Genomic DNA, 26,162 nt, shown 5'->3' with positions numbered 1-26,162 from the left:
CTGATGAGGTTGGGCGAGGCGAGCGCCTCCAGAGGCTGACTTGGCCTTCACACGAACCATCCGCAGAGGATCGGGGCCTGACATGAGCATAGAAACACTGGAATACGACGTGATCGGGCTGGGCTTTGGGCCCGCCAACCTGGCCATCGCGGTGGCCTTGGACGAGGACCGCCGCGTACGCGAGAACGGTCTGCGCTACTGCTTCCTGGAGAAGAAGCCGGCCTTCGAGTGGCACGGCGGCATGCTGCTGGACGACAGCCGCATGCAGATCTCCTTCCTCAAGGACCTGGCCACGCTGCGCAATCCGTCCAGCCGCTACACCTTCGTCAACTACCTGCATCAGAAGCGTCGGCTGGAAGCCTTCATCAACATCAGCACCTTCACGCCCTCGCGCCTGGAGTACAACGACTACCTGGCCTGGGCCGCCGGCCACTTCACCGACCGCGTGCACTACGGCGAGGAAGTCATCGGCGTCGAGCCGGTGCTCGATGGCAGCGACGTGACCCGGGTCAGGGTGATCTCGCGCCTGGCCGATGGCCGCACCCGTGCGCGCATTACCCGCAATCTGGTGGTCAGCATCGGCGGCGAGCCCGTGATCCCGGAGATGTTCCGCCCGCTGCGCGGCGACGGCCGGGTGATCCATTCCTCCAACTACCTGGAGCGCATCCAGGGCTGCGCGCCCCGGCGCGTGGCGGTGATCGGCTCCGGGCAGAGTGCGGCCGAAATCTTCAGTGACCTGTGCGGGCGTTTCCCGGCCGCCGAGGTGAGCATGGTGATGCGCAGCCAGGCGCTGCGCCCGGCGGACGACAGCCCCTTCGTCAACGAGATCTTCGATCCGGCTTACACCGACCTGGTCTATGGCCAGGCCCCGGAAGAGCGTCACGCCTTCATCCAGGCCAACGCCCAGACCAACTACTCGGTGGTCAATCTGGACCTGATCGAGAGCATCTACCATCGCCTCTATCTGCAAAAAGTGACCGGCCACGCGCCGCACAACCTGCTGCCGCAGCGCAGCATCGAGGCCGTGCAGGCCGGCGCCGAAGGAGTCCGTCTGACGCTGCAGGGGCCGGAAGGGCGCGAGGAGCGCCTGTTCGATGCCGTGGTCTTGGCCACCGGTTACCGCCGCGACGGCTACAAGCGCCTGCTCGAAGGGCTGCAGGAGCATCTTGGCGACGGTGTGGAACGCGATTATCGTCTGTGCTGCCAGCCGCAGATGAGCGCCGGTATCTACCTGCAGGGTTGCTGCGAGGCCAGCCACGGCCTGAGCGATACGCTGCTGTCGGTGCTGGCCATTCGCTCGCAGGAAGTGGTCGACGCCTTGCTGGACAACAGCCGTCACCGCCAATCGACAGGAGTCGCCAGCGCATGTGCTTGACCCAGGCGGGGGGCCGATGATCCCGGCCATCGCCCCGCTGTTCCAAGGGCCTTTCGCCCACTACCGCGATGTACTCACCCTTGCGGATGACCCACGCCCGGCATTGCCCGGGCGTGAGTTCGTCAGCGCCGCGCGTCTGGAGGAACAGATGCTGCGCTTCGGCCCCGAGCATGCCGAAGGGGATCGGCGGGCGCTGATGTCGCTGTGGTCCAAGTACTACTTCCTGCGCCTGATTCCGCCGGTGCTGGCGGCAGGACTGATCCTTAATTGGCGCCTGCCGCTGGAGTTTGACGAGATCCAGGTGGTGGTCGGCGCCGACGGCCTGCCCGAGGCCTTCAAGCTGCCGCATGCCGGCGAGCGCTGGAGCGCCGCGCCGGCCAGCGGCTTCGAGCGTTTTGGCGGATTGCTGGACGACAACCTGCTGCCCTTCATCGACGCCCTGCGCGCCCACCGCAAGATCGCCGCGCGGGTGCTGTGGAGCAATGCCGGCAACTACTTCGAGTGGTTCATGTCGACCCTCGGCGGCCTGCCGTTTCCCAAACCGATGCTGGCCCAGGGATTCGAGGTGCTGGAAAGCAAGCTGCGCCCGGACGGCACTCGCAACCCGCTGTTCGAGCCGGTGAGCTACGTGCCGCAGGGCGAGGGCTGCGCGCCCTGGCGCCAGCGCAAGCTGTGCTGCATCCGCAACGAGCTGGGCATGGCGATGTGCGACAACTGCCCGCTGCTCGAGGAGCCGCCGGCGGAAGGAACGGCCGTTCTGGATTGATGCTCTATCGGCGTACCGCCCTGCGGACGAGTGCACCCTAGGTCGTTGCTCAGCCGAACAATGGCTCGGGTGAGCTAGTTCGTAGCCCGGATGCAATCCGGGAAGCAGGCGGCCCGGCTCCCGGATTGCATCCGGGCTACAAAGGCCCCGCGACCTTGGTTTGCCGCGCTATGAGTGGCGTTCACGGGCGTTAGCTAGGCCTCGGAAGCTCACCCGCAGCACGTAGGGTGGGCTCAGGAGCGCAGCGAACAGCCCACCATCAGCCCAACCGCCGCCCCGTCACCGCCGATACAGACACAACATGAAATAGCCCCCACCCAGCAGCGAGGCCAGCAGTCCCGCCGGCAGCTGCGCGGGGAACAATACGGTGCGCCCCAGCCAGTCCGCCGCCACCATCACCAACGCGCCGAGCAGCGCCGCGCCGAGCAGCTGCGGCACCGCGCGCGCCAGACCCAGCAGGCGCGCCAGATGCGGCGCGAGCAGGCCGACGAAACTCAGCGGCCCGACGATCAGAGTCGCGCCGGCGGTCAGCAGCGAGGCCAGCAAGAGCAGCACGAAACGGCTACGCCCCAGCGGCACGCCGAGCGCACGCGGCGTACCGTCGCCCAGCGGCAACAGCTCCAGCCAGCGACCGAAGGGCAGGGAAGCCGCCAGCAGGAGCAGGCTGCAGACCAGCACCCAGATCGCCATCTGCGGGCCGACGAAATAGGTCGAGCCGGACATCCAGCTGAGCAGGTTCTGTCCGCGCGGGTCGCCGCCGGCCAGCAGAATCACCTGCAGCGCATCGAACAGCGCGGTGATGCTGATGCCGATCAGCAGCACCTTTTCCGGAGCGAATCCGGAGCGGCGCGACAGTCCCAGCAGCAGAAGCAGGGTCAGGCCGGCGCCCAGTCCGCCCAGGGCCAACTGAGCCAAGGGGCCGGAATAGGGCAACAGAAAGAGCAGGGCGATCAGGCCCAGGGCAGCGCCGGCGCTGATGCCGAGCACCTCCGGGCTGGACATGGGATTGCCGGTCAAGCGCTGGATCATACAGCCGGCCAGGGCCAACATGCAGCCCGCCGCCGCCGCGGCGGTCACCCGCGGCCAGCGCCACTCGAGCACGGCGATGTCGGTGAGGCTGAATTGCCAGCCTTCCAGGCCACGGCCCAGGCCGAGCGCGATCAGCAACACGCCGCCCAGCAGCAATGCCAAAGGCGCCAGGCGGCGAGCGGGGAAGGGATGGCGCTCGAAGTGCTGGCTGTCGGCACTCTGTGGCTGCCCGCCAGCCAGGCGCAGACGCGGCAGCAACCAGAGCAGCAGCGGGGCGCCGAGCAGGGCGGTGGCGGCGCCGGTGGGCACCAGCTCGGCCAGGTTGCCGGCCAGGCGCTGGATGCCGAGGTCGGTCACGCACAGCAGCAGACCACCCAGTACGGGAGCCCAGCGCAAACGCTGGGCGAAGGTACGGGCGCCGAGCAGGCGCACCAGCGCCGGCGCGGCCAGGCCGATGAAACCGATCACGCCGACGACACTGACCACGCAGGCAGCCAGATAGACGGAGAGGGTGAGAGTGACGAAGCGCAGGAATCGCAGCGGCACGCCGAGGCTCTTCACGCCGCTGTCGTCCAGTTCCAGCAGGGCCAGCGGGCGCAGCAGCGGCAGCAGAAGCAGCAGGCCGAGGCCCAGGCGCGGCAGCAGGAATTCCACGCCACCCCAGCTGTTCTGGCTGAGCGAGCCCGAACCCCAGATGAACACGGCATTGAGGTCCTGCTGCTGGATCAGCATCAGGGTCACGTTCAGCGCGCTGAGGTAAAGCGTCACCACCAGACCGGCGAGGATCAGCGTCAGCGGCGCCAGACCGCGGCGCCAGGCCAGGGCGAACACCAGCAGCGCAGCCACGCCGCCTCCGGCCAGCGCCACCCATTCACGGCCGTAATCGAGCGCCCAGGGCGCCCACAGCGTGGCCACCAGCAGGCCGAGCTGGGCGCCGCTGGATACGCCCAGGGTGGTGGGCGACGCCAGCGGGTTGCGCAGCACCTGTTGCATCAGGGTGCCGGCCAGGGCCAGGACGGCGCCGCAGAGCAGGGCCATGCACAGGCGCGGCAGCCAGCTGTAATGCAGGATCAGCTGCGCCATGTCGCCGTCGACCGGGTTGGCAATGCCCTGCAGCCATTCGCCGGTGGGCAGGCGTCGGCCGAGGTCGGTCAATGCCAGACCCAATGTCAGGGCCAGCAGCAGACCGCACAGCCAGATCGGGTGGCTGGAGAAACCGCGGCGCTCGCGGGTGGGCAGCGGCCCCTGGGCCAGCAGGTCGGTCATCGCTCGTTCTCCGACACCAGACGCGCCTCCAGCAGGTTGGCGAAGCGTTCGGCGGCCATCAGACCGTTGAAACTCCAGACCGGCGGCAGGCCGTACAGACGCTGCTCGCGCACCGCCGGCAATTGTTGCCATAGGGCGCTACTGGCCAGGCCATCGGCCGTGCCGGGCGGCATGGGTTCGAGATAGAGCAGGGCGGCCGTGGGCTCCTCGGCCAGCCGCTCGATGCCTTGCTGGGTGAAGCCCCAGTAGTTGGTCGGACCGGTCCAGGCGTTGCGCAGGCCGACGCGGTCCAGCACGCCCTGATAGATGCTCTGTTTGCCGAACAGGCGCACGTGGCGCTGGTCGAGAAAGGTCATCACATAAAAGGGTGGCAATGCCTGCGTGGCCAGGCGCTGCTTCACCCGCACCATGTTGGCGTCGATGCGCGCGATCATCGCTTCGCCCTCGACCAGGCGACCAAGCAACGCTGCCAGCTCGCGGGTCACTCGCTGCGCGCCGACATAGGCCTCGGCCTCGGGCGTGTAGATGGCCAGCGTGTGCACCGGCGCGATGCGCTCCAGTTGCGGGCGGCTGGCGGCGAACTGCGGGGTGATCAGGATCATGTCCGGCTTGAGCTGGCTGAGCAGCTCGAGGTTGGGCTCGACGCGCAGCCCGAGGTCGATCACCTCGGCGGGCAGCTCGGGCGCCTGTACCCAGCGCCGATAGCCTTCAGTCTGGGCCACGGCGATCGGCGTCACACCAAGCCCCAGCAGGGTTTCCGTCAGCCCCCAGTCGATCACCGCGATGCGCGGCTGGCGCATCTCGGCGTGGGTCAGGCTCGCCACCAGCGCGAGCGCGCACAACAGCCAGCGCATCAGATCACCACGGCGATGGGTTGCTGGCCGCGCGGGTGGCTGAGCACCTGCATCGGCAGGCCGTAAATGGCCTCGAGGTTGCTGTCGGTCATCAGCTCGGCCGGGCTGCCGTCCAGTAACAGCCGGCCGCTGTGCAGCGCGATCAGGCGATCGCAGTAGCGGCTCGCCATATTGATGTCATGCAGGACCACGATCACGCTCAGCCCGAGTTGCTGGCTGAGCCGGTGCACCAGGCCGAGCACGTCGACCTGGTGAGCGATGTCGAGGGCCGAAGTGGGTTCATCCAGCAGCAGGTAGCGGCTGTTCTGCGCCAGCAGCATGGCCAGCCACACGCGCTGACGCTCGCCACCGGACAGGCTGTCGACCATGCGCTCGGCGAAGCGCGAGGTGTCGGTCAGCTCCATGGCCTCGTCGACCTTGGCGTGATCTTCGACACCGAAGCGGCCGAGCAGCCCATGCCAGGGATAACGGCCGAAACCGACCAGCTCGCGTACCGTCAGGCTGTCGGCGGTTGGCAGCTGCTGTGGCAGATAGGCGACCTGGCGGGCGAAGTCGCGATCCTTCCAGTCATCCACGACTTTGTCGTCAAGCAGTACGCGCCCGGAACTGGCCGGTTGCTGGCGAGCCAGCATCTTCAGGAGCGTGGATTTGCCGGAACCGTTGTGGCCGATCAGGCCGACCATCTGGCCCTGGGGAATGTCGAGCGTGAGCGGATGCAGGAGCGTGCGCTCCGGCAGGCTGAAGCTGACCGCGTCGAGTCGGAACATGGGCAATCCTTGCGTCCAGGCAGGCGGGGAACTGTATAGAAGATGATAATTCGGTGCAAACAGGAGTGATTCAGCTCGAGCCGATTGAACGGAAGATCCTATATGCGTAGCGGGAACGAGCCGTTACTTACCAGCCAAGGATTCGCATAATGTATATTATGTTTAATCGCATAATATCCGGGAACACCTTTAGGCTGTCCGCCGCACGTCTTCGATTGGCTGTGCTCATCACAGGCTCGGCTCTATCGCCCGCAAACGTGGATCACCCGGCGCGGCCTCGCGCATGCGTGCAACGTATTCGACGGCCTCGCTACGCTCTCCGGCCAGCGCATGCAGATAAATCAGCGCATACAACAAATCGGGATCTTCCGGCGATTGCTCGAGGCCGCTGCGCAATGCGATGACTGCCTCATCCCTGCGTTGCATCTGTGCGAGCAACAGTCCCTGGTTGTAGCGAACGCGCGCATTCTGCGGTAACTCTCGCGCTGCCGTTTCCAGCCAGGCCAGTGCTTCCTCGGCTCGCCCGTGTTCGACGAGCAGCAACGCCAGCATATAGGCCAGGTTGCCGTGATCGAGCGTCGGCATTTTTTCCAGCGCCAATCCTTCCCGCAGAAGCTGCTCGGCGACCTCAGGCTGTTGCGCATCGTTAGCCAGCGTGACCAGGTTGACGCGCGCCGGTGAAAAATAGGGATCGAGCCGCAGGGCCTGGCGGTACTCGTCCATGGCCTCACTCTCACGACCGCGGCGCGACAGGTAAACAGCCAGATTGAGCCTTCCTCCGGGTAGGTCCGCATTGCCACGCAGGCGACGCTCGTAATCGGCCAGGAGCGTCTCGAATCGATCTCGCTGCGCCTCAGGCAACTGCTGCGGTGGAACGTCTGCCAGCGCGTACACCGCTTGGTCGCGTACCGCCAGGGTCGGGTCCTGGAGCAGCGGCAGCAACGGTTTCAGTCGCTCCGTCGCGGGCACACTTTCGAATCCCGCGGCAGCATAGGCGCGGATCATCGGGTTACTGTCCTTGAGCGCCCATTTCAGGTTCAGCATTGCCGCCGGGCCGATATCCGCCAACTCGTCCGCCGCCGTCGCACGGACAATGGATGGACTCTCGTCGTTCGCCAGCAGTCTGCCCAGCAGGCTGAGCGCTATGCCCTGCCCGCTGCGTACGGCGTGGAAGGAGTCGCCATAGTGATTTGGCCGCTTGGGTTCGCCGAACCAGCGTTCGATGGCCTCGGCTGCCCAAACCGGCTTCTTTTCGGTGTGGCAACTGGTGCAGGCATCCGGGCTGGCGGTCGCCACGGCGAGGTCCGGGCGCGGTATGCGGAAGCTGTGGTCCCGGCGCGGGTCTACGACCATGTATGTCTTTTCTGGCATGTGGCAGTTCACGCATTGCGCGCCTGCGGAGCCGGGCGTGTGATGGTGATGCGCCGCGTTGTCGTAGTTCTTGGCCTGCAGACCGGGGAACCGTGCAACCGGCGGCGTCGGATTGTGGCATTGCAGGCAAAGCCCGTTGCCCTCGATTCGCACCTTGCTGGTGTGCGGATCGTGACAGTCCGTGCAGGCCACACCGGCGGCGTACATCTTGCTCTGCGTGAACGAGCCGAACTCGTAGACCTCGCCGGAAATCTGGCCGTCGGCATGGTAGAGGTCCGCGCGCAAGGCGGCCGGCAGGCTCTGATCCAGCTGCGGATGCCCCGGCATCTGGCCGACGCCGAGGCTTTGTCTGCGGCTATGACAGAACGCGCACTGTTCCACCTGTCCGTGACTTCCCAGTGCCCTGAAATCCACGTTCAGGCCGATTTCTCTGTCAGAGGTGTGGGACGTTCCGTCCGCCGGCGCCCGCTTCGCCCATTCGACGTGTGCCTGCCCCGGGCCATGGCAACCCTGGCAGCCGACGGTCTGCTCCTGCCAGGTGCTGGCGAAGCTGTCTTTCCGGTCGTCGTAGTGTTTGAGCAGGCGCGAAGAGTGGCAATCGGCGCACATCGAGTTCCAATTCTGGTAGCGCCCTGTCCAGTGCAGTGGATCGCCCGGAGCGAAGCGCTGGCCGGGATAGAGCGAGAACCAGCGCTGGCCACCCTCCTCCTTCGACCTGCTGTCCCACGCGACCGTCAGCGCCTGGAGGCGGCCGCCGGGAAATGCAACCAGATACTGTTGCAGCGGATGGAAGCCAAAGGTGTAGAGAATCCGGAAGTCCGCCGGCTTGCCATCTTCCCCTTCGGTATTGACGAGGAAGACGTCCCCTCTGCGGAAGAACCGAGCCTTGACGCCCGCCTCGTCAAACACCGCATCGTCGAAACGGCCCAGCACGTTGTCCTCGGTTGCGTCGCGCATGGCCCAGGCGTGATCCGAGTCCTGCCACTGCGCGGCCTGCTCGGCATGACAGCCGAAACAACTATCGGCAGCGGCGTAACCTTCGCTCGAGGGGGCTTGCGCGGGTGCGCGACCGCCTTGCGCCGATTCGGCCCAGGCGGGACGAGCGAGGACAAGGGCGGCGATAACCGTGCCTCGGAACAGCAAAGCTGCGATGTCTCGGTATCTCACTCCCCTCTCTCCACGATCGAGTCCAGCCGGGCCAGTGCCCATGCCGGGCGCATTTTCTCCGCTTCGCTGCCTGATCGCGACTGGAAAATGTGCGCCAGCGAAATCGTCTCTACAAGCGCTTGACCTTAAAGTTAAGTTAAACGTTAGGGTTTCCGCGCCCGGCCTTTCTCATGGCTGGCGACTCGGGCTTCGGCCCATCACCACGCGGAGACGAACACATGAAATTCAGCATCCTTGCGGCAACCGGCGCAGTTCTGACGGCCCTGGCGTCGGCGTCCTGGGCGACGAGCCTGCCCGATACGGAACGGGCGACGAACACCACCACCATCGCCGGCGAGGCGATTCCCGTGGTCGCGGGCGGGCTGTATGACCGCTACCACTCCAACCCGCCGCTCTCAGTGATTGCCGCCGAGGCGCCGGATGTCGATCTGAGCTGGTTCCGCGGCCTGAAGAAAACCAAGGTCGACATGGGCTTCGAGTCCTATTCGCCCAACTTCTATTACCGCAACAGTCGGGTGACGGCGGTATACACCGCAGACCTGGACCGGCTGCGCGAGCTGATGCCCGCCGAGGTGCTGGAACAGATGCAACCGCTGCAGGTCTGGCCCGGCCGCGGCCTGGTCGCGTTGACGGCTTACGCCTACCACTACTGCGACAACGACAGCTACAACGAGATCGCCCTGTCCATCGTCACCAACAAGCCGGGCGACGCCAATCTCGGCCCGGTCACGCTGGTCGGCCAGTCGATGTCGAAGGACTTCTGGGGCTACGTACTCAAGCTGCCGGTCAATACCGAATTGGCCCGGGTCCGCGGCGTGGTGGGCTACAACCTGCCCAAGTGGCTGACCGGCATCGGCTACCGGGAAACCGACACCTCGGTGGTGTTCGAGATCGCCGACAGCCAGACGGGGAAACTCGATGTCACCCTGCAGACCGAGAAACTGAGCGATCTTTCAAACGAGCCCGAACTGGTCAGCAACAGCTTCACCAACATCGGCCACAGCGGTGAGCTGAGTTACGGTTACGCGGTATCGCGCCAGCTGAGCCATGCCTCCAGCGGCGATGAGGACAAGGTCAAGCTGGTGCTCGGCGAAGGCAGCCTGTCGCAGTACATCGCGTCGCTGGACCTGGGCGAAATGGTCAAGTACGAGTACGTGCCGGACTTCCAGAGCGCGCTGTATGCGCCCTCCCCGCTGAAAACCCTGCTGGCCGACGACTGACCACCGGCGCCCGCCTCCGCCGGTACGTCGGGTACATGGCAGCGCTTCGCTGGCGCTGCTAGCCTGCTGCGAAGGTTGGCTCGTCGTTGGGGAGGCTGGGATGCTGGACTACGTCGCGTTGGGGATTCTGTTCTTCGTTGGCATCGTGTTGTTCTACGGGGTGATCGCGATTCACGACATCCCGTACGAGATCGCGGTACACCGCAATCATCCGCAGCAGGATGCCATCCACGTGGCGGGCTGGATCAGCCTGTTCACGCTGCATGCCATCTGGCCGTTCCTGTGGATCTGGGCAACGCTCTACCGCGAGGACCGGGGCTGGGGTTTCTCCAGCCCGCCTGCGGAGGACGAGCGACTGCATGCCCTGGAGCAGCAGCTCGGCGACCTGCAGGCGCGCCTGGCACAGCTGGAGGCGATGCCTGCGGCCGAACCCGTTTCCGAACTACCGCGGCGGGAGGACTGAGCCATGGACCTGTTGCTCATCCTCACCTACACCGCCATCTGCGTCGCCATCTTCAAGATCTTCAGGATCCCGCTGAACAAATGGACGGTACCCACCGCGGTGCTCGGCGGCATCGTGCTGATCGGCACGCTGATCTTCCTGATGAACTACAACCACCCCTACTCCGAGGTGTCGCGCAGCTATTTTGTCAGCACGCCGATCGTGCCGGCGGTCAGCGGCCAGGTCGTCGAGGTGCCGGTCAGGGGCCATCAGATGCTGGAGAAAGGCGACGTGCTGTTCCGCATCGACCCGACGCCGTTCGAGAACCGGGTCAAGTCGATCAAGGCCCAGCTGGTCTCGGCCCGCGCCGACCTCGCCCGGGCCAGCGAATTGGCGCGGCGCAACGTCGGCAACCGGCGTGATGTGGACATCACCCGCGCGCAGGTCGAAGACCTGAACGCCCAACTCGCCATCGCCCAATTCGACCTGGACAACACCACGGTGCGGGCGCCCTCCAGGGGTTACGTCACCCAGGTGTCGCTGCGCCCCGGTATCTATGCGGTGAAGATGCCGCTGCGCCCGGCGATGGTCTTCGTGCCCCAGGAGGACTACGCCTACGTGGCCTGGATGCGGCAAAACAGCCAGCTGCGCCTGACCCTGGGCGACGAGGCGGAAATCGCCTTCGACGGCATTCCCGGCGAGGTGTTCGAGGCGCGGGTGAAGATGGTCATGCCGGTGATCGCCGAAGGCCAGGTACAACCCAGCGGCAACCTCATCGGCTTCACCGGCTCGCCGCCGCCGGGGCGGGTGCCGGTGGTGCTGGAGGTGATCGATCCCGACTTCGACCAGTACCGCGACCTCATGCCCGGCGGCGCCTATGGCCAGGCCGCGCTGTACTCGGAGCACTTCCACCACGTGGCGATCATGCGCAAGATCCTGCTGCGCATGGCCTCCTGGATGAACTACATCTTCCCCTTCCACTGACCGAGGCCAGAATGAAAAAGCCCCCGATTGCGGGGGCTTTTTTGTTCACGGCGCCTGCTCAGGCCACCGAGGTTTCCTTCAGTTCCACCGCCTCCAGGGGCTTGCGGCGCTGACGCTCCAGCTCGGCCTTGTAGATGTTCTCGTAGCAGAAGTTGGTGGCCTCGATGTACCCCTCGGCCGAACCGCAGTCGAAGCGCTGGCCCTGGAACTTGTAGGCCAGCACGCAGCCCGCCTGGGCCTGCTTCATCAGCGCGTCGGTGATCTGGATCTCGCCACCCTTGCCCGGCTCGGTCTGCTCGATGAGATCGAAGATGTCCGGGGTCAGGATGTAGCGGCCGATGATCGCCAGGTTGGACGGCGCGTCCTCCGGCTTGGGCTTCTCGACCATGCGATCGACGCGGAAGATGTCGTCGCGGATGGCTTCGCCGGCGATCACGCCGTACTTGGAGGTCTCCTCCGGCGGCACTTCCTGGATGGCGACGATGGAGCAGCGGAACTGGTTGTAGAGCTTGACCATCTGGGTCAGCACGCCGTCGCCGCCCGGGTTCAGGCACAGGTCGTCGGCCAGCACCACGGCGAAGGCCTCGTCGCCGATCAGCGGGCGGCCGGTGAGGATGGCATGGCCCAGGCCCTTCATCTCGATCTGGCGGGTATAGGAGAACGTGCAGTTGTCGATCAGGCGGCGAATGCCCTTGAGGGCATTTTCCTTGTCGGTGTTGCTGATTTCGCGCTCCAGCTCATAACTGATGTCGAAGTGATCTTCCAGCGAGCGCTTGCCGCGTCCCGTGACCATGGCGATCTGATTGAGGCCTGCTTCGAAGGCCTCTTCGACGCCGTATTGAATCAACGGCGTATTCACCACCGGCAGCATTTCCTTGGGCATGGACTTGGTCGCGGGCAGGAAACGGGTGCCATAACCGGCGGCGGGAAAAAGGCATTTCTTGATCATCTGGTCAGTACCGAATAGGGGGGATTACACAGTGCTGACTCGCCGTGCCGCTTGCCGGTTCAAGGTTTTTCCGCGCCGTGCCCTCCCCGCGCTCGGATACCGAATCTCACCCCACCCGGGTGACGGTCAGCACCACGGCCGCGATGCGCTCAACCGCCTCGTAGCCCGGTTCCAGCAGCTGCTCGCCGAATACGTCGGGGTCCATCTCGCGGTAGTGCCAGGTGAAGTCCTGGTCGGCCAGCGTCGCCTTGCAGTACTCCAGCAGCGGATCGCGCCCGCCGACCATGGCCACGCCGGTGTAGAGCAGCAGACTGCCGCCCTGCACCAGGCGCGGCAAGGACTCGTCGATGATCGCCAGCGACAGCCCCGCGCCCAGCTCACCGCCGCCGTCGCGGTAGACCCGGCCGTGCGGGTCGAGCATGTAAGGCGGATTGCTGACGATCAGGTCGAACTGGCCACCGACGCCCGACAGCAGGTCGCTGCGCTGCGGGCGCAGGTTGCCGATGCCAGCCAGGCGGGCGTTGACCTCGGTGTACTCCAGGGCCAGCGGGTTGATGTCGGCCGCCAACACCTCCGCGCTCGGGCAGTTCAGCGCCACCCACGCGGCGCCGGGGCCGGCACCGCAACCGATGTCGAGGGCGCGGTGCAGCGTTTCCGCCGGGCGTCGCTGCAGCAGCTGCTCGATGGCCTGGGCGTAGCGGTAGGTGTCGGGGCCGAAGAACACCGCGTCCGGCTCCAGCGTCGGGTAGCGGGAATGCACGAACAGCTCGTCGCCCAGGCTGGACCAGCGTACCGCGCTGAGCCAGCCGCCCTCGGGCGACTCCAGCAGCACGCCGGCGCTGTCCATCAGACCGAACAGCTCTTCGCCCACCGTCTCGGGCCAAAACGGGCGGCTCCAGCCGAAGACGCCGGCCAGGTCGCTGGCCCAGGCGTTTTCCGGGCGCGCGTTGACGCGCTGTTGAGTCAGCGGAGTGACGCTGGTGAATCTGTAGGCTCGAGCGTGCAGCGCCTGGCCGAGACGCAGGAGTGGGCGGTTCAGTCGGGTCATGATCAATGATGGCTGGCGGCGAAGAGTCGGGTGGCGAGGAGCCCGGCGGGGCTGTGGTGCAGGGCGGGCGACATCAGCTGGATGAGCCTCTCCGAGCGTTTGCGAATGGACAGGTCTTCCAGTTCGCAGAGCAGCGCGCGGGTCTCGCTGGCGAAGTCGCCCTGGGCCGGGGGCTCTTCAATCTGCGCATGGCTCGGCCTATCGGCGCCCTGCTCCGCCTGCCAGTCGCCGGCGATCCAGTCGTGCAGCAGCTGCCGCTCGTAGGGGTTGAAGACGCCGAACATGGCGGCGCGCTGGCCGTCGATCAGGTTCCAGAACTGGCTGTCGCGCGGGTCGCGGTTGCGTCGCACCCAGCCATGGGCCTGCAGCGCGGAGAGGAAGCCGGACATGCGCCCGGGCACCGCTAGCCACTGGTTGACCGTGCGCCCGTCGATCCGGCAGTGGTCCGAGTGCACGCGCCCGGCGACCTGGCGCTTGCGCTCCAGCATGGCCAGCAGCTCGCGCTCCAGATCGAACTCGGCGATCACCTTGGTGCTGCCAAGGCCCAGATCGTTGAGGCGGTAGCCCAGGCTGACCCGGCGCAGGAACTCCTGGCGATCACCCACCACCGGCAGGTTGTCCTGCAGCGCCTGCACGGCCTGCTGGGCATGGCCGCTGCCGGCATTGTCGATGGTCACGTGCAGCTGGAAATAGTAAGGGTCGAGGCCCAGCTCGCCCAGTTCGTAGGTGGAGATCAGCAAGTGCAGGGGCAACTGCTCATAGCCCAGGTTGTAACCGATCAACTCCGGCAGGTAGCGCTCGGCCAGATGGCCCAGGGCCAGCTGCTGGGTGCCCTGGACGTAGTGGGCATCGCTCAGGCCGGTGAGGTCGTCGCAGCCGTTTTCGGCCAGCAGGCGGCGATACAGCACCACATGGTTCTGCGCGGGCACGCCGTTGCCCAGTTCTTCCAGGTAGGTCTGTACCAGCGGGCGGAAGCGAAGGTCCTGCCAGTGCGGCAGAACGCCATAGAGCCAGGCGCCGTCCACCAGTTTGGTCGGCGCCACCGCGCGCAGGAAATACAGCGCATGGGCGCGGCTGCCGAAGTAGCGCCGCGGCGCGCCCTGGCGACGCTCCTGCAGATACGTCGAATAGGCCTCGGTGGTGCGCTTGGCACCCGTCCTCACCCACTCCAGCAGACGCAGGGGATCGCTCGGTAGGTCGCAGGGCAGGCGCTCGGCCAGGGCCAGCTGGGTGTCGAGAAAATCACCCGCACGCGCCAGCGCGGCGGTCGACGGCGCGGGCTGCATCAGCGCGTCGTAGGTATCGCGTACCGGATGGCAATCCACCGCGCTCAACGGACTGGAGGTGGTCGTCATGGAAAAACTCTCGAAAGGGGTCGTACTGCTGGGAGTGCCAGCGAACCCGAAAGATTCCACTTACAAGCTGAACTCCGGCGAGGCGGCACCCGTCCCTTGTTCAGGAGGACGCCATGCCACACAACAGCCTGAGTTTCGGTATCGAAGAAGAGTTCTTTCTGGTCGACCTGGTCACCCGGGACATACCGCCACAACCGCCCGCCGCGCTGCTGGACGCGTACCGGCAGACGTTCGGCACCCAGCTCGCCGCGGAGATGTTCCAGAGCCAGATCGAGGTGGTCAGCCCTATCCTGCACGACCTGGGCGAAGCCGACGTCTGGCTGCGCGACAGCCGCGGCAAGCTGGCCGGCCAGGCCGGCGAGTTCGGCCTGGGCGTGCTGGGCGCCGCCGCGCACCCCTTCGCCGACTGGCGCGAGCAGCGCCCGACCGACTCGGAGCACTATCGCCAGCTGTTCGCCGACTACCGCGACATCGCCCAGCGCAGCCTGGTATCGGGCCTGCACGTGCATGTCGGCGTGCCCGAAGGATGCGACCGCGTCAGGGTGATGAACCGGGTGCTGGGCTGGCTGCCGTTGCTGCTGGCCCTGAGCTGCTCGTCGCCGTTCTGGGGCGGGCGCGACACCGGGCTCGCCAGCCATCGCCGCACCCTCTGCGGGGAGTGGCCGAGGATGGGCATTCCCGAGCACCTGCCGGACGATACCGCGCTGGCCGCCTATGTCGACCTGCTGCTCGCCACCGGCGCGCTGCGCCGGCGGGGCGATCTCTGGTGGTTCATTCGTCCCTCCGCGCGCTTCGCCACCCTGGAGCTGCGCATCACCGACGCCTGCCCCGCCGTGGACGACGTCTTGTGCATCGCCGGGCTGTTCCGCGCGCTGGTGTCCTGGGCGCTGGAGGCGCAGTACACCGCCGACGCCGAGCTGCAGCGCCTGGTGCTGGAGGAAAACTACTGGCGGGCGCGACGTCACGGCAGCGCGGCGCGCTTCCTCGATGCCGAGGGGCACGGCGAGCTGGATGCGTCAACGTGGTTGGAGCGCCTGGAGCGGCAGCTGGGCGATCACGGCGAGGCGCAAACCTTCGACCGGGCCCGACAGATTCTGCGCGACGGCAACAGTGCGGACCGGCAGCGTCGGGTGCTGCTACAGGCGGTGGAGAACGGGGTGGAGGCGCGACAGGCGCTGATGCGCGTGGTCGACAGCCTGCTCGAGGAAACGGCGGCCCGCTCCGCGTAGGAACGGGCCGATCCGCATCAGGCCGCCTGGCTGGCCAGCGACTGCTTGAGGCTGCGCTTGCGCGCTTCCATCTGCGCGCCGAGCTCTTCCAGCTTTTCCTTGCCGAGCAGCTCGGTAGCCTTGGGAAACATCTCCTTTTCCTCTTCCTCGATGTGGTGCTCCAGCAGCTCCTTGAGCACTTTGGCGCGGCCCGAGAAGGACAGCGACGACGGGCTGGTCTTCATCAGGTCCGGCAGCACCAGGGCATCCACGGTGCGGTGCTCTTCCTTGGCCTCGGCCATCATCACCGTCTCTTCCTTGCCGCCGGCCTGCTGGTAGGCCGGGTAGAAGATCTGTTCCTCGAGGTCGGTATGGATGGCGATCTCCAGGTTGATGCGATTGAGCAGTTCCTGACGGGTCTTCACCGCGCGCTCGGTGGTGGACGTGAGTTTTTCCAGAAGCTGCTTCACCAGTTGGTGGTCCTGCTTGAGTAGCTCTACGGCGTTCATGTCTTTCTCCAGGCTATGGACGGTACCCGCTCACGGGCAGGCATTAGCAGTGACTGCGCAAGCGCACCCCGAGTTCGGGTCATGAACGCCTCGAACATTTACCTGAACTACCGGGCGCCCCGCCGCTTCTACTCCTAGCAACTTCCATCGGAGGAAACGCCCCATGCAAAGTCTCAAACAACTCTCCATCGCCACCCTCGCAGCGCTCGCCCTGGCCGCCGGCCACCTGCACGCCGCCGAAACCACCAACACCGCAGCCAACGCCAACGCCGACATGGAACAGGTCTCGCCGCGCAACTTCGTCGAGGAGGCCTCGGCCAAAGGCATCGCCGAAATCGAGGCCGGTAAGCTGGCGCTGGAAAAAGGCACCACACCGGAGGTGAAGAAATTCGCCCAGACCATGGTCGACGACCACACCGCCGCCAACAAGAAGCTGGCCACTCTGGCCAAGAACAAGCAGCTGGAAGTCTCCACCGACGCCGAGCTGATCAATCAGGCCAAGGCCATGATCCTCAAGCTGCGCGGCGAGGCCTCGTTCGACAAGGCCTACATGAACAACCAGGTGGTGGCTCACGAGCAGACCATCGAGCTGTTCAACAAGGCCGTGAACTCGGAGGACGCGGAGATCGCCGCTTTCGCCAAGGAAACCCTGCCCAAGCTGGAACATCACCTGATGATGGCCAAGGAGATCAACTCCAAGCTGCCGGAAAATTGATCGAGCACGAGCCCGGCCTGCGCCGGGCTCGCCTTTTTCAGCCCTTGCTGTGCTCCGGCGAGGACGGCGGCTCGGCTACACCACGCGGGCCGAACACACCCCAGATACCCAGCCCGACGACCGGGAACAAGGCAATCAGCAACGACCACAGCGCCTTGCTGTTCACCCCCTTGTTGCTGCGATAGACGCTCACGATCGCCCAGACGTCGAGCAGGATGATGATCGCCGCCAGGGCGATGAACAGGAACATGAATTCGCCGAACATGGTTGTACTCCTCAGTGGGGTCTCTCTGTTCTGGCCGCGCCGCACCGGCCCGGGTTCAGGCGAAATGAGACTGAACGGCCTCACGCACCTCCCCTCGAATGCAGCAGACCCTGACGAATCCGAGGTGACGCCATGCCTTCCGCCCAGCGCCACGCCGAGCGCTCTCCCGACGAACTGATCCAGTTGCTGCGGCGCAGTGCCGAGCCGCTGCCGGATGACATGGACGCGATGGAGTTCGGCGCGCCCTTCTCCCGCTACGGCGACGCCCGCGTGGTGCTGATCGGCGAGGCCAGTCACGGCACCGCCGAGTTCTACCGCGCCCGTGCGGCCATTACCCGGCGGCTGATTCAGCAGCACGGCTTCAATATCGTCGCCATCGAGGGCGACTGGCCGGACGTGGCCGCCATCGACCGCCACGTTCGCCATCTGGACGGCGCCACCGCGGATCTGGCGACGTTCTCCCGCTTCCCCACCTGGATGTGGCGCAACCGCGAAGTTGCGGACTTCGTTCGCTGGCTGCGCCTGCACAACGCCACCCAGGCGCAGGACCGGCGGGTCGAGATGCGCGGCCTGGACATCTATAGCCTGGGTTCCTCGATCGACTCGGTGCTGCGCTACCTCGACGAGAACGACCCCCAGCGCGCGACCGAGGCGCGCCAGCGCTACGCCTGCCTGACGCCCTGGCAGAACGATCCGGCCGGCTACGGCGAGCGGGTCGAATGGGGCGGCGGCGACTCCTGCGAACAGGCGGTGATCGAACAGCTGAGCGAACTGCTGTGGGCCCGCCTGGAAAGCCTGGAGCGTGACGAAGGCCTGTTCGACGCGGCGCAGAACGCCCGCGTGGTGCGCGCCGCCGAGCAGTACTACCGGATGATGTACCGCGCCTCGGTGTCGTCCTGGAACCTGCGCGACAACCACATGTTCGACACCCTCAAGCAGGTGCTCAAACACCGCGGCAGCGAGGCCCGCGCGGTGGTCTGGGCGCACAACTCGCACATCGGCGATGCCGCGGCGACGGCGATGGGCTGGCAGGGCGAATTCAACCTCGGCCAGCTGTGCCGCGTGGCCTGGGGCGACGACGCCGTGCTGATTGGCATGGGCACCGACCGCGGCCGGGTCGCCGCCGCCGACGACTGGGGCGGGCCCGTACAGATGAAGGACATCGTACCGGCGCGGGACGACAGCTGGGAACGCATCTTCCTGCGCGTCGGCCAGTCGCCGGCGCTGTTCGACTGGCGCGGAGCCGGCAAGACCACCCTGCGTCACGCGCTGTGCGAGCCCTTGCTGCAGCGTGCCATCGGCGTGATCTACCGGCCGCAGACCGAGCGCCGCAGCCACTATTTCGAGAGCGTGCTGGGCGAGCAGTTCGACGCCTACCTGTGGTTCGAGAACACCACGCCGGTGACGCCGCTGGACGGCGGCGAGGCGCGCGCCGGCGCAGCGGAAACCTTTCCCTTTGGAGTCTGAGATGGATGCCTTTCGTGACCGTCGACACGCCGGCCAGGCGCTGGTCAAGCAGCTCCGCGACTTGCCCCTCAAGCGTCCGGTGGTGCTGGCCCTGCCGCGTGGCGGCGTGCCCGTCGGCCACGAGGTGGCCAGGGCCCTGAATGCGCCGCTGGACGTGCTTCTGGTGCGCAAGATCGGTGCGCCCGGCAACGAGGAATTCGCCCTCGGCGCGGTGGTCGGCGGCGCCGAACCGCAATGGGTGATGGATGAGGACATGATGCGCCTGTTCGATCCGCCGCCGGGCTGGTTCGAGCGCAAGGTCGCCGAACAGCTGGACGAGATCGAGCGCCGCCGCGCCCTGTACTGTGGCGCGCGCCTGCCAACGGTGCTCCTGGGCCGCGACCTGTTGCTGGTGGACGACGGCCTGGCCACCGGCAGCACCGCGCGGGTGGCCATCCAGGCGCTGCGCAGCGGCGGCGCCGGGCGCATCGTGCTGGCGGTGCCGGTGGGCCCGCTGGAAACGGTGCAGCGCCTGCGGCCGCTGGTCGATGAACTGGTCTGCCTGGAGACGCCCGACCCGTTCCGCGCCGTGGGCAACCACTACCGCGACTTCCGCCAGGTGTCGGATCAGGAAGTGGTGGAGTTGCTGGCACCGAGAGCCCGAGGATGAACGCACCCTACCCCTTCGACGGCCGCCTGGTGCTGATCGGCTTCGGCTGCATCGGCCGCGGCGTGCTGCCGTTGCTGCTGCGCCATATCGACCTGCAGCCGCAGCAGGTGCAGATCATCAGCCCCGACGAGGACGACCGCGAGGTTGCCGACCGCCATGGCGTGCCCTTCCGCGCGCAGGCCTTGACCGAGGACAACTACCGCGCCGAACTGGAGCCGCTGCTCGGCGCCGGCGACTTTCTCCTCAACCTCTCGGTGGACGTGGAGAGCGCGGCGCTGATCGCACTGGCTCAAGAGCGCGGCGCCTTGTACCTGGATACCTGCACCGAGCCCTGGGCCGGCGCCTATGTCGATGCCAACCAGTCGCCGTCCGAGCGCAGCAACTATGCGCTGCGCGAGCGCCTGCTGGCGCGGCGGCGCGGAGAGCCCGGCGGCAGCACCGCGCTGATCACCCACGGCGCCAACCCCGGGCTGGTCTCACACCTGCTCAAGCAGGCGCTGCTCAACCTCGCCGAGGACTGCGGCATGGCCCAGGCTGCGCCGCAGGACCGCCTCGGCTGGGCCACCCTGGCCCAGCGTCTGGGCGTGCGCTGCATCCACATCGCCGAGCGCGATTCGCAGCAGTCGTCGCGGCGCAAGGAGGACGGCGAGTTCGTCAACACCTGGTCGGTGGACGGCTTCATCGGCGAGGGCTGCCAGCCGGCCGAGCTGGGCTGGGGCAGCCACGAGAAAACGCTGCCGCACGATGGCCGCCGCCATGCCTTCGGTTGCCAGGCCGCCATCTATCTGGAGCGGCCCGGCGCGGCCACCCGGGTACGCACCTGGACGCCGCTGTCCGGTGCCATCCACGGCTTCCTCATCACTCATAGCGAAGCGATCTCGATTGCCGATTACTTCACCGTCGGCCAGGGCGAGGCGCCGGAGTACCGGCCCACGGTCCACTACGCCTACCAGCCCTGCAACGACGCCCTGCTCTCGCTGCACGAACTGGCCGGGCGCAGCTGGCAGGCGCAGCCGCGCCAGCGCCTGCTCGACGATGACATCGTCGGCGGCTTCGACGAGCTCGGCGTGCTGCTCCTCGGCCATCCGCGTGGCGCCTACTGGTACGGCTCGCGCCTGAGCATCGAACGGGCGCGCGAGCTGTGCCCGCACAACAACGCCACCAGCCTGCAGGTCACGGCAACCGTGATGGCCGGGGTGATCTGGGCCATGGCCCATCCGGACCGGGGCATTCTCGAGCCCGACCAGCTGCCCTTCGACGAGATTCTCGCGCTGTGCAGCCCCTATCTTGGCGACGTGGTGGGCGTCTACAGCGACTGGACGCCCCTGCAGGACCGCGAACGCCTGTTCGATGAACACCTGGTGCGCGACGACCCTTGGCAGTTCGGCAATGTTCGCGTCGATTAACGGAGGAACGACGATGACCGCTTCACCCAAGCTCCTGTTGCTGGCCCGCCTGCTGGGCTTTCTGCTGGCCCTGACCGGCATCGCCCTGGTCGCTGGCGGCATCCGCCTCAGCGACCTGGGCGGCTCGCACTACTACCTGTTCGCCGGGCTCAGCCTGCTGCTGATCGGCGCCCTGCTCCTGCTGCGCAGGGCCGAGGCACTGGTGGTCTACGCGCTGATGCTGGCCCTGTCGACACTCTGGGCGCTGATCGAGGTCGGCCTCGACTGGTGGCAACTGGTGCCGCGCCTGGCGCTGTGGTTCGCCATCGGCGTGCTGTTGCTGCCGGTCAACCGCGCACTGAACAGCACTCTCGAGCGCAGTGCTAGCAGCGGCAGCCTGATGCTCGCCTTGCTGCTGTCCGGCTCCGTCGCCCTCTATTCGTTGTTCGACCGGGGCTGGGAAGTGCCCGGCCACATCGCCCGCAACGGCGAGCTGGCGCAATCGGCGGCGCCGCCGGCCGAGGAAGGCGACTGGCCCGCATGGGGCCGCACGCATTTCGGCGACCGCTACTCGCCGCTGAAGCGGATCGACACCAGCAACGTGAAGAACCTGGAACTGGCCTGGAGCTACCGCACCGGCGACATCCCCGGCCCGGACGATCCCCACGAGACCACCGCGGAGAACACCCCGCTCAAGGTCAACGGCATGCTCTACGTGTGCACTCCGCACAGCCAGGTCATCGCCCTGGACCCGGACAGCGGAAAGGAGATCTGGCGCTTCGATCCCAAGCTGAGCACGCAGAACGCCGACAGCTTCAAGGGTTGGACGCACATGACCTGCCGCGGCGTGGCCTACCACGAGACCCGCGAGGAGCGCGCCGCCGAGGCCGGGCAATGCCCGCGCCGGCTGTTCCTGCCTACCGCCGACACCCGTCTGATGGCCATCTCGGCGGACACCGGCAAGCCCTGCCCGGGCTTCGGCGACAACGGCGCGGTGGACCTGACCACCGGCATCGGCAGCTTCACCCCGGGCGGTTACTACTCCACCTCACCGCCGGGTGTCAGCCGCGATCTGGTGATCATCGGCGGCCACGTGACCGACAACGCCTCGGTGGACGAGCCGTCCGGGGTGATCCGCGCCTACGACGCTTACGACGGCCATCTGGTGTGGAACTGGGACAGCGGCAACCCCGAGCAGACCGAGCCGCTGCCACCGGGGCAGACCTACACCCGCAACTCGCCGAACATGTGGTCGGTGATGAGCCTCGACGAACGCCTGGGACTGCTCTACCTGCCCATGGGCAACCAGACCCCGGACCAGTGGGGCGGCAACCGCACGCCGCAGAGCGAGGTGTACAGCTCCGGCGTGACCGCGCTGGAGATCGAGACCGGCAAGGTACGCTGGACCTACCAGATGACCCACCACGACCTGTGGGACATGGACGTCGGCGGCCAGCCGACGCTGATCGACCTGCCGCGCCGCGACGGTATCGTCCCGGCGCTGATGGCCTCGACCAAGCAGGGCAGCATCTACGTGCTCGACCGCCGCACCGGCAAGCCCGTGGTGCCGGTGCGCGAGATGCCGGCCCCGGAAGGCGCCGCGCAAGGCGACTGGACTTCGCCGACCCAGCCGGTCTCGCAGCTCAACCTGACGCCGCCACCGCTGCGCGAGCAGGACATGTGGGGCGCCACGCCGGTGGACCAGATGCTCTGCCGCATCCGCTTCCGCTCGCTGCGCTACGAGGGCATCTTCACCCCGCCGTCCGAGCAGGGCAGCCTGGTCTACCCGGGCAACTTCGGCGTGTTCGACTGGGGCGGCCTGGCGGTCGATTCGGTGCGCCAGGTGGCCTTCCTCAACCCCAGCTACATGGCCTTCACCTCGACCCTGATCCCGGCGGCCAAGGTGCAGGCGAACATCGAGCGCAAGAGCGAGATCGAGGGCGTGCAGCCCAACCGCGGCGCGCCCTACGGCGTGGTGCTGGAGCCGCTGCTGTCGGCCATCGGCCTGCCCTGCCAGGCGCCGCCATGGGGCTACGTCGCCGGGCTGGACCTGCAGACCATGGAAGTGAAGTGGATGCACAAGAACGGCACGGTGCGCGACAGCTCGCCGCTGCCCCTGCCGCTGCCCATGGGCGTGCCGAGCCTGGGCGGCGCGGTGGTCACCGCCGGCGGCCTGGCGTTTCTCTCCGGCACGCTGGACCAGTACCTGCGCGCCTACGACGTGCTTACCGGCGAGCAGCTGTGGGAGGCTCGTCTGCCGGCCGGCGGCCAGGCCAACCCGATGACCTACGCTGGCGCGGACGGTCGCCAGTACGTGCTGGTGGTCGCCGGCGGGCATGGATCGCTGGGCACCCGCCAGGGCGACTTCGTGATGGCGTATGCCCTGCCGGAGGATTGACATCATGCGTCGCCTGGTCCTGCCCCTCTGCGCCAGCGCACTGATCGGCTGCGCCGGCGGCCCCGCACCCGCGCCGCGGCACGAGCTGCTGGTGGGCTGCTCGGCCTGCGCCGGCGTACTGCGCCTGAGCTTCGACCCCGCCACCGGTCTGCTGCGCGAGGCGCCGCTGCAAGTGCTGCCCGCCAGCAAGGCCTCATGGCTGACGCTGTCGGCCGATGGCCGTCGGCTGTTTGCCATCGGCGAGGATCGCATCAGCCTGTTCCAGCGCGGCGTCGACGGCCGTTTCGAGGAGCTCGGCCAGCAGCCCAGCCAGGGCGCCGAGGCGGTTCACGCCAGTCTCACCGCCGACGGCCGCCAACTGCTGGTGGCGCACTACTCCAGCAAGCCGCAACCGGGCGGTTCGCTTTCCGTGCTGCTGGTGGCGGATGGGCTGCGTCCCGTCGTGCAGCGGATCGTCGAGGCGTTCACGCGGCCCGGCTCCGAACGCCAGGGCTCGTCGCACATGCACTCGGTGATGCTCGGCTCGGATGGCCGGGCCCATGCCTGCGACCTCGGCGCCGACCGTATCTACGCCTACGACTACCGCCCGCAACGCCCTGACCAGCCGCTGGCGCCGGCCGAGCCACCTTTCCTGCAACTGCCGGCCGGCAGCGGGCCGCGGCACCTGCGCTTCGACGCCGCCGGGCGCCACGCCTACCTGACGCTGGAGATGTCCAACCAGGTCGCCCTGCTCGACGTCGGCGCGCGCGGCCTGCAGCTGCGCGAGCTGTACCACCTCGACCCGCCGTTCGCCGCCGGCGATCGTCGCCTCGGCGCGCTGCACCTGTCCGCCGATGGACGCTTCCTCTATGTCAGCCGCCGCGGCGTGGAGAACCAGCTGGTGGTCTACGCGGTCGGCGACGACGGCGGCCTGCGCGAACTGCAGCGCCGCGACAGCGGCGGCGTCGAACCGCGGGAGTTCGCGCTGGCGCCGGATGGCCGCTTCCTGCTGGTGGCCAACCAGCAGAGCGACCGGCTCACCGTGCTGCGCCGCGACCCGCAAAGCGGCCTGCTCGGGGAAGAAGTACAGGCGCTGCGGCTGTCCACCCCTACGGCTCTGAAGTTCATCGAAGGAGGTACCCATGATTGACCAGTGGCTGCAGCTGCTGCCCTGGCCCGAGTTGCGCACCGTGCTGGTGGCGTTGCTGGCCGCGACACTGGCCCACCTGATCGGCAGCAACCTGCTGCGCCTGCTCACCCGCCTCTCCGCATCCCTGCCCTTCGCCGCAGAAATGTTGCGCCGCGCCCGCGAGCCGCTGCGCCTGCTGCTGCCCCTGTTCGGCGTGCAGGCGGTGCTGAGCAGCGCGCCGGACGACCTCATGCTGATCGACGGCGCCCGCCGCCTGGTGTCGCTGGCGATGATCGCGTCCTTCACCTGGCTGGGCCTGCGCCTGGCCGATGGCATCCAGCGGGTCATCGTCGCGCGCCATCCGGTGGACGTGGTCGACAATCTGCAGGCCCGCCGCATTCAGACCCAGACTCGGGTGCTGGTGCGCACGCTGGGCGTGTTCGTGGTGATCTTCGGCGCCGCGTCGATGCTCATGACCTTTCCCGCCGCGCGCCAGTTCGGCACCAGCCTGCTGGCCTCCGCCGGTCTGGCCGGGCTGGCGGTGGGTTTCGCCGCCAAGCCGGTGCTGGGCAACCTGATCGCCGGCCTGCAGATCGCCCTGACCCAGCCGATCCGCCTGGACGACGTGGTGATCGTGGAGAACGAATGGGGCCGCATCGAGGAGATCACCGGCAGCTACGTGGTGGTGCGTATCTGGGACGACCGCCGGCTGATCGTGCCGCTGCAATGGTTCATCGAGAACCCGTTCCAGAACTGGACCCGCAGCACGTCGTCGCTGACCGGTGCCGTGGTGATCTGGGTGGACTACGCCACCCCGCTGGAACCGCTGCGCGAGGAGCTGACGCGCCTGTGCAACGAGGCGCCGCACCTGTGGGACGGGCGGGTCAACGTGTTGCAGATGGTGGATGCCAACGACCACGCGATTCAGCTACGGGCGCTGGTCAGCTCGGGCGACTCCTCGCGCAACTGGGACCTGCGCTGCTACATCCGCGAGAACCTGGTGAACTTCATCTGCAGTCACTACCCGGCCAGCCTGCCGCAACTGCGCGCGTCGCTGGGCAGCGTGGCCGCCACCCCCAGCCTGGAAACGGTCCCGGAGGGCACGGTAGTGGAAGCGGAACGCCAGCCGCCGGTCTGAGGTGCGACCGGCGGGCCGGCATCAGAGGTTGCGCAGCCGCTCGTAGTAGTACGGCAGCTGCAACAGGGCGTAGCGCGCCGCGGCGTAGCGCACTTCGTTGCGCTCGCCCTCGAACTTGAGGGTCTCGCTGACCACACCTTCGTGGTCGTTGATGCGCATGGCGCAGGCGAAGCACTGCACGCCGTCCATCGGGCCGTCCGCCTCGGCCAGCCCGGTGTTGGCCAGCACGATGTCGGCGCGGCCCATCTTCAGGGCGCCCACGGCCATTTCCCGGGCCACCTCCTCGCTGGTCAGGCCGAAGCGTTCGATGGTTTCCCGGTTGACGCCCAGGCACAGCTGCTTGGCTTCCGGCGAATAGACCACGAAGCCGCTGTCGAGCACCGCGCCACTACCGGGAATTTCCGCCATCAGCGACGCCATCAGTCCGCCGGTGCACGACTCGGCGGTACTCAGGGTCAACCGGTACTTTTCCAGGAAGTTCACGACCTGTTCGACGCTTTGCATCTATGCACCTCTGCATGGCGGAATTGTCCATGCCGTATGGAAGGCTGCCAGCCGCCCAAAGTTCCGGCTTCCAGCCCGCCGGCAACCTGCAAAAAAAGCCGAAACTTTCCGTAACGCCCGCCAGTCATCACAGGAGTATGGGGTTGTAGGTCCGCCAGCAGACCACTCCAGCCAATCGGATGGCATCGGATTGGCGGGATTGTCTCGCGCCATGCCCCATGCG

Annotated in this window: 23 protein-coding genes; 13 read left to right on the top strand and 10 right to left on the bottom strand. The window is 67.1% G+C overall.

Translation table 11 applies throughout. The features are described from left to right. Positions 1-82 precede the first annotated feature (82 nt). Both NF616_RS11375 and fhuF read left to right on the top strand, forming a co-directional pair. On the top strand, positions 83-1,375 hold the full coding sequence (locus tag NF616_RS11375) for a lysine N(6)-hydroxylase/L-ornithine N(5)-oxygenase family protein (RefSeq protein WP_252273382.1): 1,293 nt from the start codon (positions 83-85) through the stop codon (positions 1,373-1,375). A 16-nt stretch (positions 1,376-1,391) separates the two neighbouring features. After that, positions 1,392-2,141, top strand: coding sequence for a siderophore-iron reductase FhuF (fhuF, locus tag NF616_RS11370; RefSeq protein WP_252273381.1), 750 nt, complete (start codon positions 1,392-1,394; stop codon positions 2,139-2,141). A 279-nt stretch (positions 2,142-2,420) separates the two neighbouring features. Here the strand turns inward: fhuF and fhuB are convergent, their stop codons facing one another. From fhuB to NF616_RS11350, 4 genes are all read right to left on the bottom strand, one after another. After that, a complete protein-coding gene (gene fhuB / locus NF616_RS11365; RefSeq protein WP_252273380.1) occupies positions 2,421-4,436 on the bottom strand; it encodes a Fe(3+)-hydroxamate ABC transporter permease FhuB in 2,016 nt (671 codons plus the stop codon). Beyond that, positions 4,433-5,290: an ABC transporter substrate-binding protein gene (locus tag NF616_RS11360; RefSeq protein WP_252273379.1), complete on the bottom strand. Its 858-nt coding sequence runs from the start codon at positions 5,288-5,290 to the stop codon at positions 4,433-4,435. The genes fhuB and NF616_RS11360 overlap by 4 nt, the downstream gene beginning before the upstream one ends. After that, positions 5,290-6,057: an ATP-binding cassette domain-containing protein gene (locus tag NF616_RS11355; RefSeq protein ID WP_252273378.1), complete on the bottom strand. Its 768-nt coding sequence runs from the start codon at positions 6,055-6,057 to the stop codon at positions 5,290-5,292. Before NF616_RS11355 ends, NF616_RS11360 begins: the two co-directional genes overlap by 1 nt. Positions 6,058-6,285: 228 nt before the next feature. Continuing rightward, entirely contained in the window at positions 6,286-8,550 is a 2,265-nt protein-coding gene (locus NF616_RS11350) for a tetratricopeptide repeat protein (protein ID WP_252273400.1), read from the bottom strand. A gap of 263 nt (positions 8,551-8,813) precedes the next feature. On the opposite strand from NF616_RS11350, the gene NF616_RS11345 reads away from it, so the two are divergent. The 3 genes from NF616_RS11345 to NF616_RS11335 all read left to right on the top strand — a co-directional run bounded on the left by NF616_RS11345 (position 8,814) and on the right by NF616_RS11335 (position 11,241). Then, complete coding sequence (locus tag NF616_RS11345; RefSeq protein ID WP_252273377.1) at positions 8,814-9,815, top strand: acetoacetate decarboxylase (ADC); 1,002 nt, start codon at positions 8,814-8,816, stop codon at positions 9,813-9,815. Between the two features lie 100 nt (positions 9,816-9,915). Beyond that, on the top strand, positions 9,916-10,278 hold the full coding sequence (locus NF616_RS11340; RefSeq protein WP_252273376.1) for a DUF3302 domain-containing protein: 363 nt from the start codon (positions 9,916-9,918) through the stop codon (positions 10,276-10,278). A 3-nt stretch (positions 10,279-10,281) separates the two neighbouring features. Further along, positions 10,282-11,241 (top strand): HlyD family secretion protein, encoded by a 960-nt coding sequence (locus NF616_RS11335; RefSeq protein ID WP_252273375.1) that lies wholly within the window; start codon positions 10,282-10,284, stop codon positions 11,239-11,241. Positions 11,242-11,299: 58 nt separating this feature from the next. Here NF616_RS11335 and galU read toward each other — a convergent pair whose 3' ends face one another. The 3 genes from galU to NF616_RS11320 form a co-directional block, all read right to left on the bottom strand. Continuing rightward, positions 11,300-12,190, bottom strand: coding sequence for a UTP--glucose-1-phosphate uridylyltransferase GalU (gene galU, locus NF616_RS11330; RefSeq protein ID WP_252273374.1), 891 nt, complete (start codon positions 12,188-12,190; stop codon positions 11,300-11,302). A 106-nt stretch (positions 12,191-12,296) separates the two neighbouring features. Further along, entirely contained in the window at positions 12,297-13,238 is a 942-nt protein-coding gene (locus tag NF616_RS11325; RefSeq protein ID WP_252273373.1) for a methyltransferase, read from the bottom strand. Positions 13,239-13,240: 2 nt separating this feature from the next. Then, positions 13,241-14,593: an iron-containing redox enzyme family protein gene (locus tag NF616_RS11320; protein WP_252273372.1), complete on the bottom strand. Its 1,353-nt coding sequence runs from the start codon at positions 14,591-14,593 to the stop codon at positions 13,241-13,243. Positions 14,594-14,706: 113 nt separating this feature from the next. Between NF616_RS11320 and NF616_RS11315 the strand changes: the two genes are divergently transcribed. Then, the gene (locus NF616_RS11315; protein ID WP_252273371.1) at positions 14,707-15,822 is read left to right on the top strand and encodes a carboxylate-amine ligase; all 1,116 of its coding nucleotides are present in this window, start codon (positions 14,707-14,709) and stop codon (positions 15,820-15,822) included. A gap of 17 nt (positions 15,823-15,839) precedes the next feature. Here NF616_RS11315 and NF616_RS11310 read toward each other — a convergent pair whose 3' ends face one another. Then, positions 15,840-16,310 carry a PA2171 family ribosome-binding persister protein gene (locus NF616_RS11310; RefSeq protein ID WP_252273370.1) on the bottom strand — a complete coding sequence of 157 codons (471 nt, stop codon included), beginning with the start codon at positions 16,308-16,310 and terminating at the stop codon, positions 15,840-15,842. Between the two features lie 163 nt (positions 16,311-16,473). Between NF616_RS11310 and NF616_RS11305 the strand changes: the two genes are divergently transcribed. Then, positions 16,474-17,025, top strand: a complete 552-nt coding sequence (locus NF616_RS11305) for a DUF4142 domain-containing protein (protein WP_252273369.1) — start codon at positions 16,474-16,476, stop codon at positions 17,023-17,025. 37 nt (positions 17,026-17,062) lie between these two features. Here the strand turns inward: NF616_RS11305 and NF616_RS11300 are convergent, their stop codons facing one another. Further along, positions 17,063-17,290, bottom strand: a complete 228-nt coding sequence (locus tag NF616_RS11300; protein ID WP_252273368.1) for a PLD nuclease N-terminal domain-containing protein — start codon at positions 17,288-17,290, stop codon at positions 17,063-17,065. Between the two features lie 132 nt (positions 17,291-17,422). Here NF616_RS11300 and NF616_RS11295 point away from each other — a divergent pair, with 132 nt between their 5' ends. Genes NF616_RS11295 through NF616_RS11270 form a run of 6 tightly spaced genes read left to right on the top strand, consistent with a single transcriptional unit; the run spans position 17,423 to position 25,435 of the window. Beyond that, entirely contained in the window at positions 17,423-18,757 is a 1,335-nt protein-coding gene (locus NF616_RS11295) for an erythromycin esterase family protein (RefSeq protein WP_252273367.1), read from the top strand. A gap of 1 nt (position 18,758) precedes the next feature. Beyond that, positions 18,759-19,406, top strand: a complete 648-nt coding sequence (locus NF616_RS11290; protein WP_252273366.1) for a phosphoribosyltransferase — start codon at positions 18,759-18,761, stop codon at positions 19,404-19,406. Then, on the top strand, positions 19,403-20,812 hold the full coding sequence (locus NF616_RS11285) for a homospermidine synthase (RefSeq protein WP_252273365.1): 1,410 nt from the start codon (positions 19,403-19,405) through the stop codon (positions 20,810-20,812). The genes NF616_RS11290 and NF616_RS11285 overlap by 4 nt, the downstream gene beginning before the upstream one ends. Before the next feature lie 13 nt (positions 20,813-20,825). Continuing rightward, a complete protein-coding gene (locus NF616_RS11280; protein WP_252273364.1) occupies positions 20,826-23,189 on the top strand; it encodes a glucose/quinate/shikimate family membrane-bound PQQ-dependent dehydrogenase in 2,364 nt (787 codons plus the stop codon). Between the two features lie 4 nt (positions 23,190-23,193). After that, positions 23,194-24,318 (top strand): lactonase family protein, encoded by a 1,125-nt coding sequence (locus NF616_RS11275; RefSeq protein ID WP_252273363.1) that lies wholly within the window; start codon positions 23,194-23,196, stop codon positions 24,316-24,318. Continuing rightward, positions 24,311-25,435, top strand: a complete 1,125-nt coding sequence (locus tag NF616_RS11270; protein WP_252273362.1) for a mechanosensitive ion channel family protein — start codon at positions 24,311-24,313, stop codon at positions 25,433-25,435. The genes NF616_RS11275 and NF616_RS11270 overlap by 8 nt, the downstream gene beginning before the upstream one ends. Before the next feature lie 21 nt (positions 25,436-25,456). Here the strand turns inward: NF616_RS11270 and NF616_RS11265 are convergent, their stop codons facing one another. Beyond that, positions 25,457-25,939, bottom strand: a complete 483-nt coding sequence (locus NF616_RS11265; RefSeq protein ID WP_252273361.1) for a CinA family protein — start codon at positions 25,937-25,939, stop codon at positions 25,457-25,459. Positions 25,940-26,162: the final 223 nt, after the last annotated feature.

The sequence above is a fragment of the Pseudomonas subflava genome, from assembly GCF_023823685.1.
Classification (GTDB): Bacteria; Pseudomonadota; Gammaproteobacteria; order Pseudomonadales; family Pseudomonadaceae; genus Aquipseudomonas; species Aquipseudomonas subflava.
Note: the sequence above shows the minus strand (reverse complement) of the source record. Positions and strands in the feature narration are given on the sequence as shown.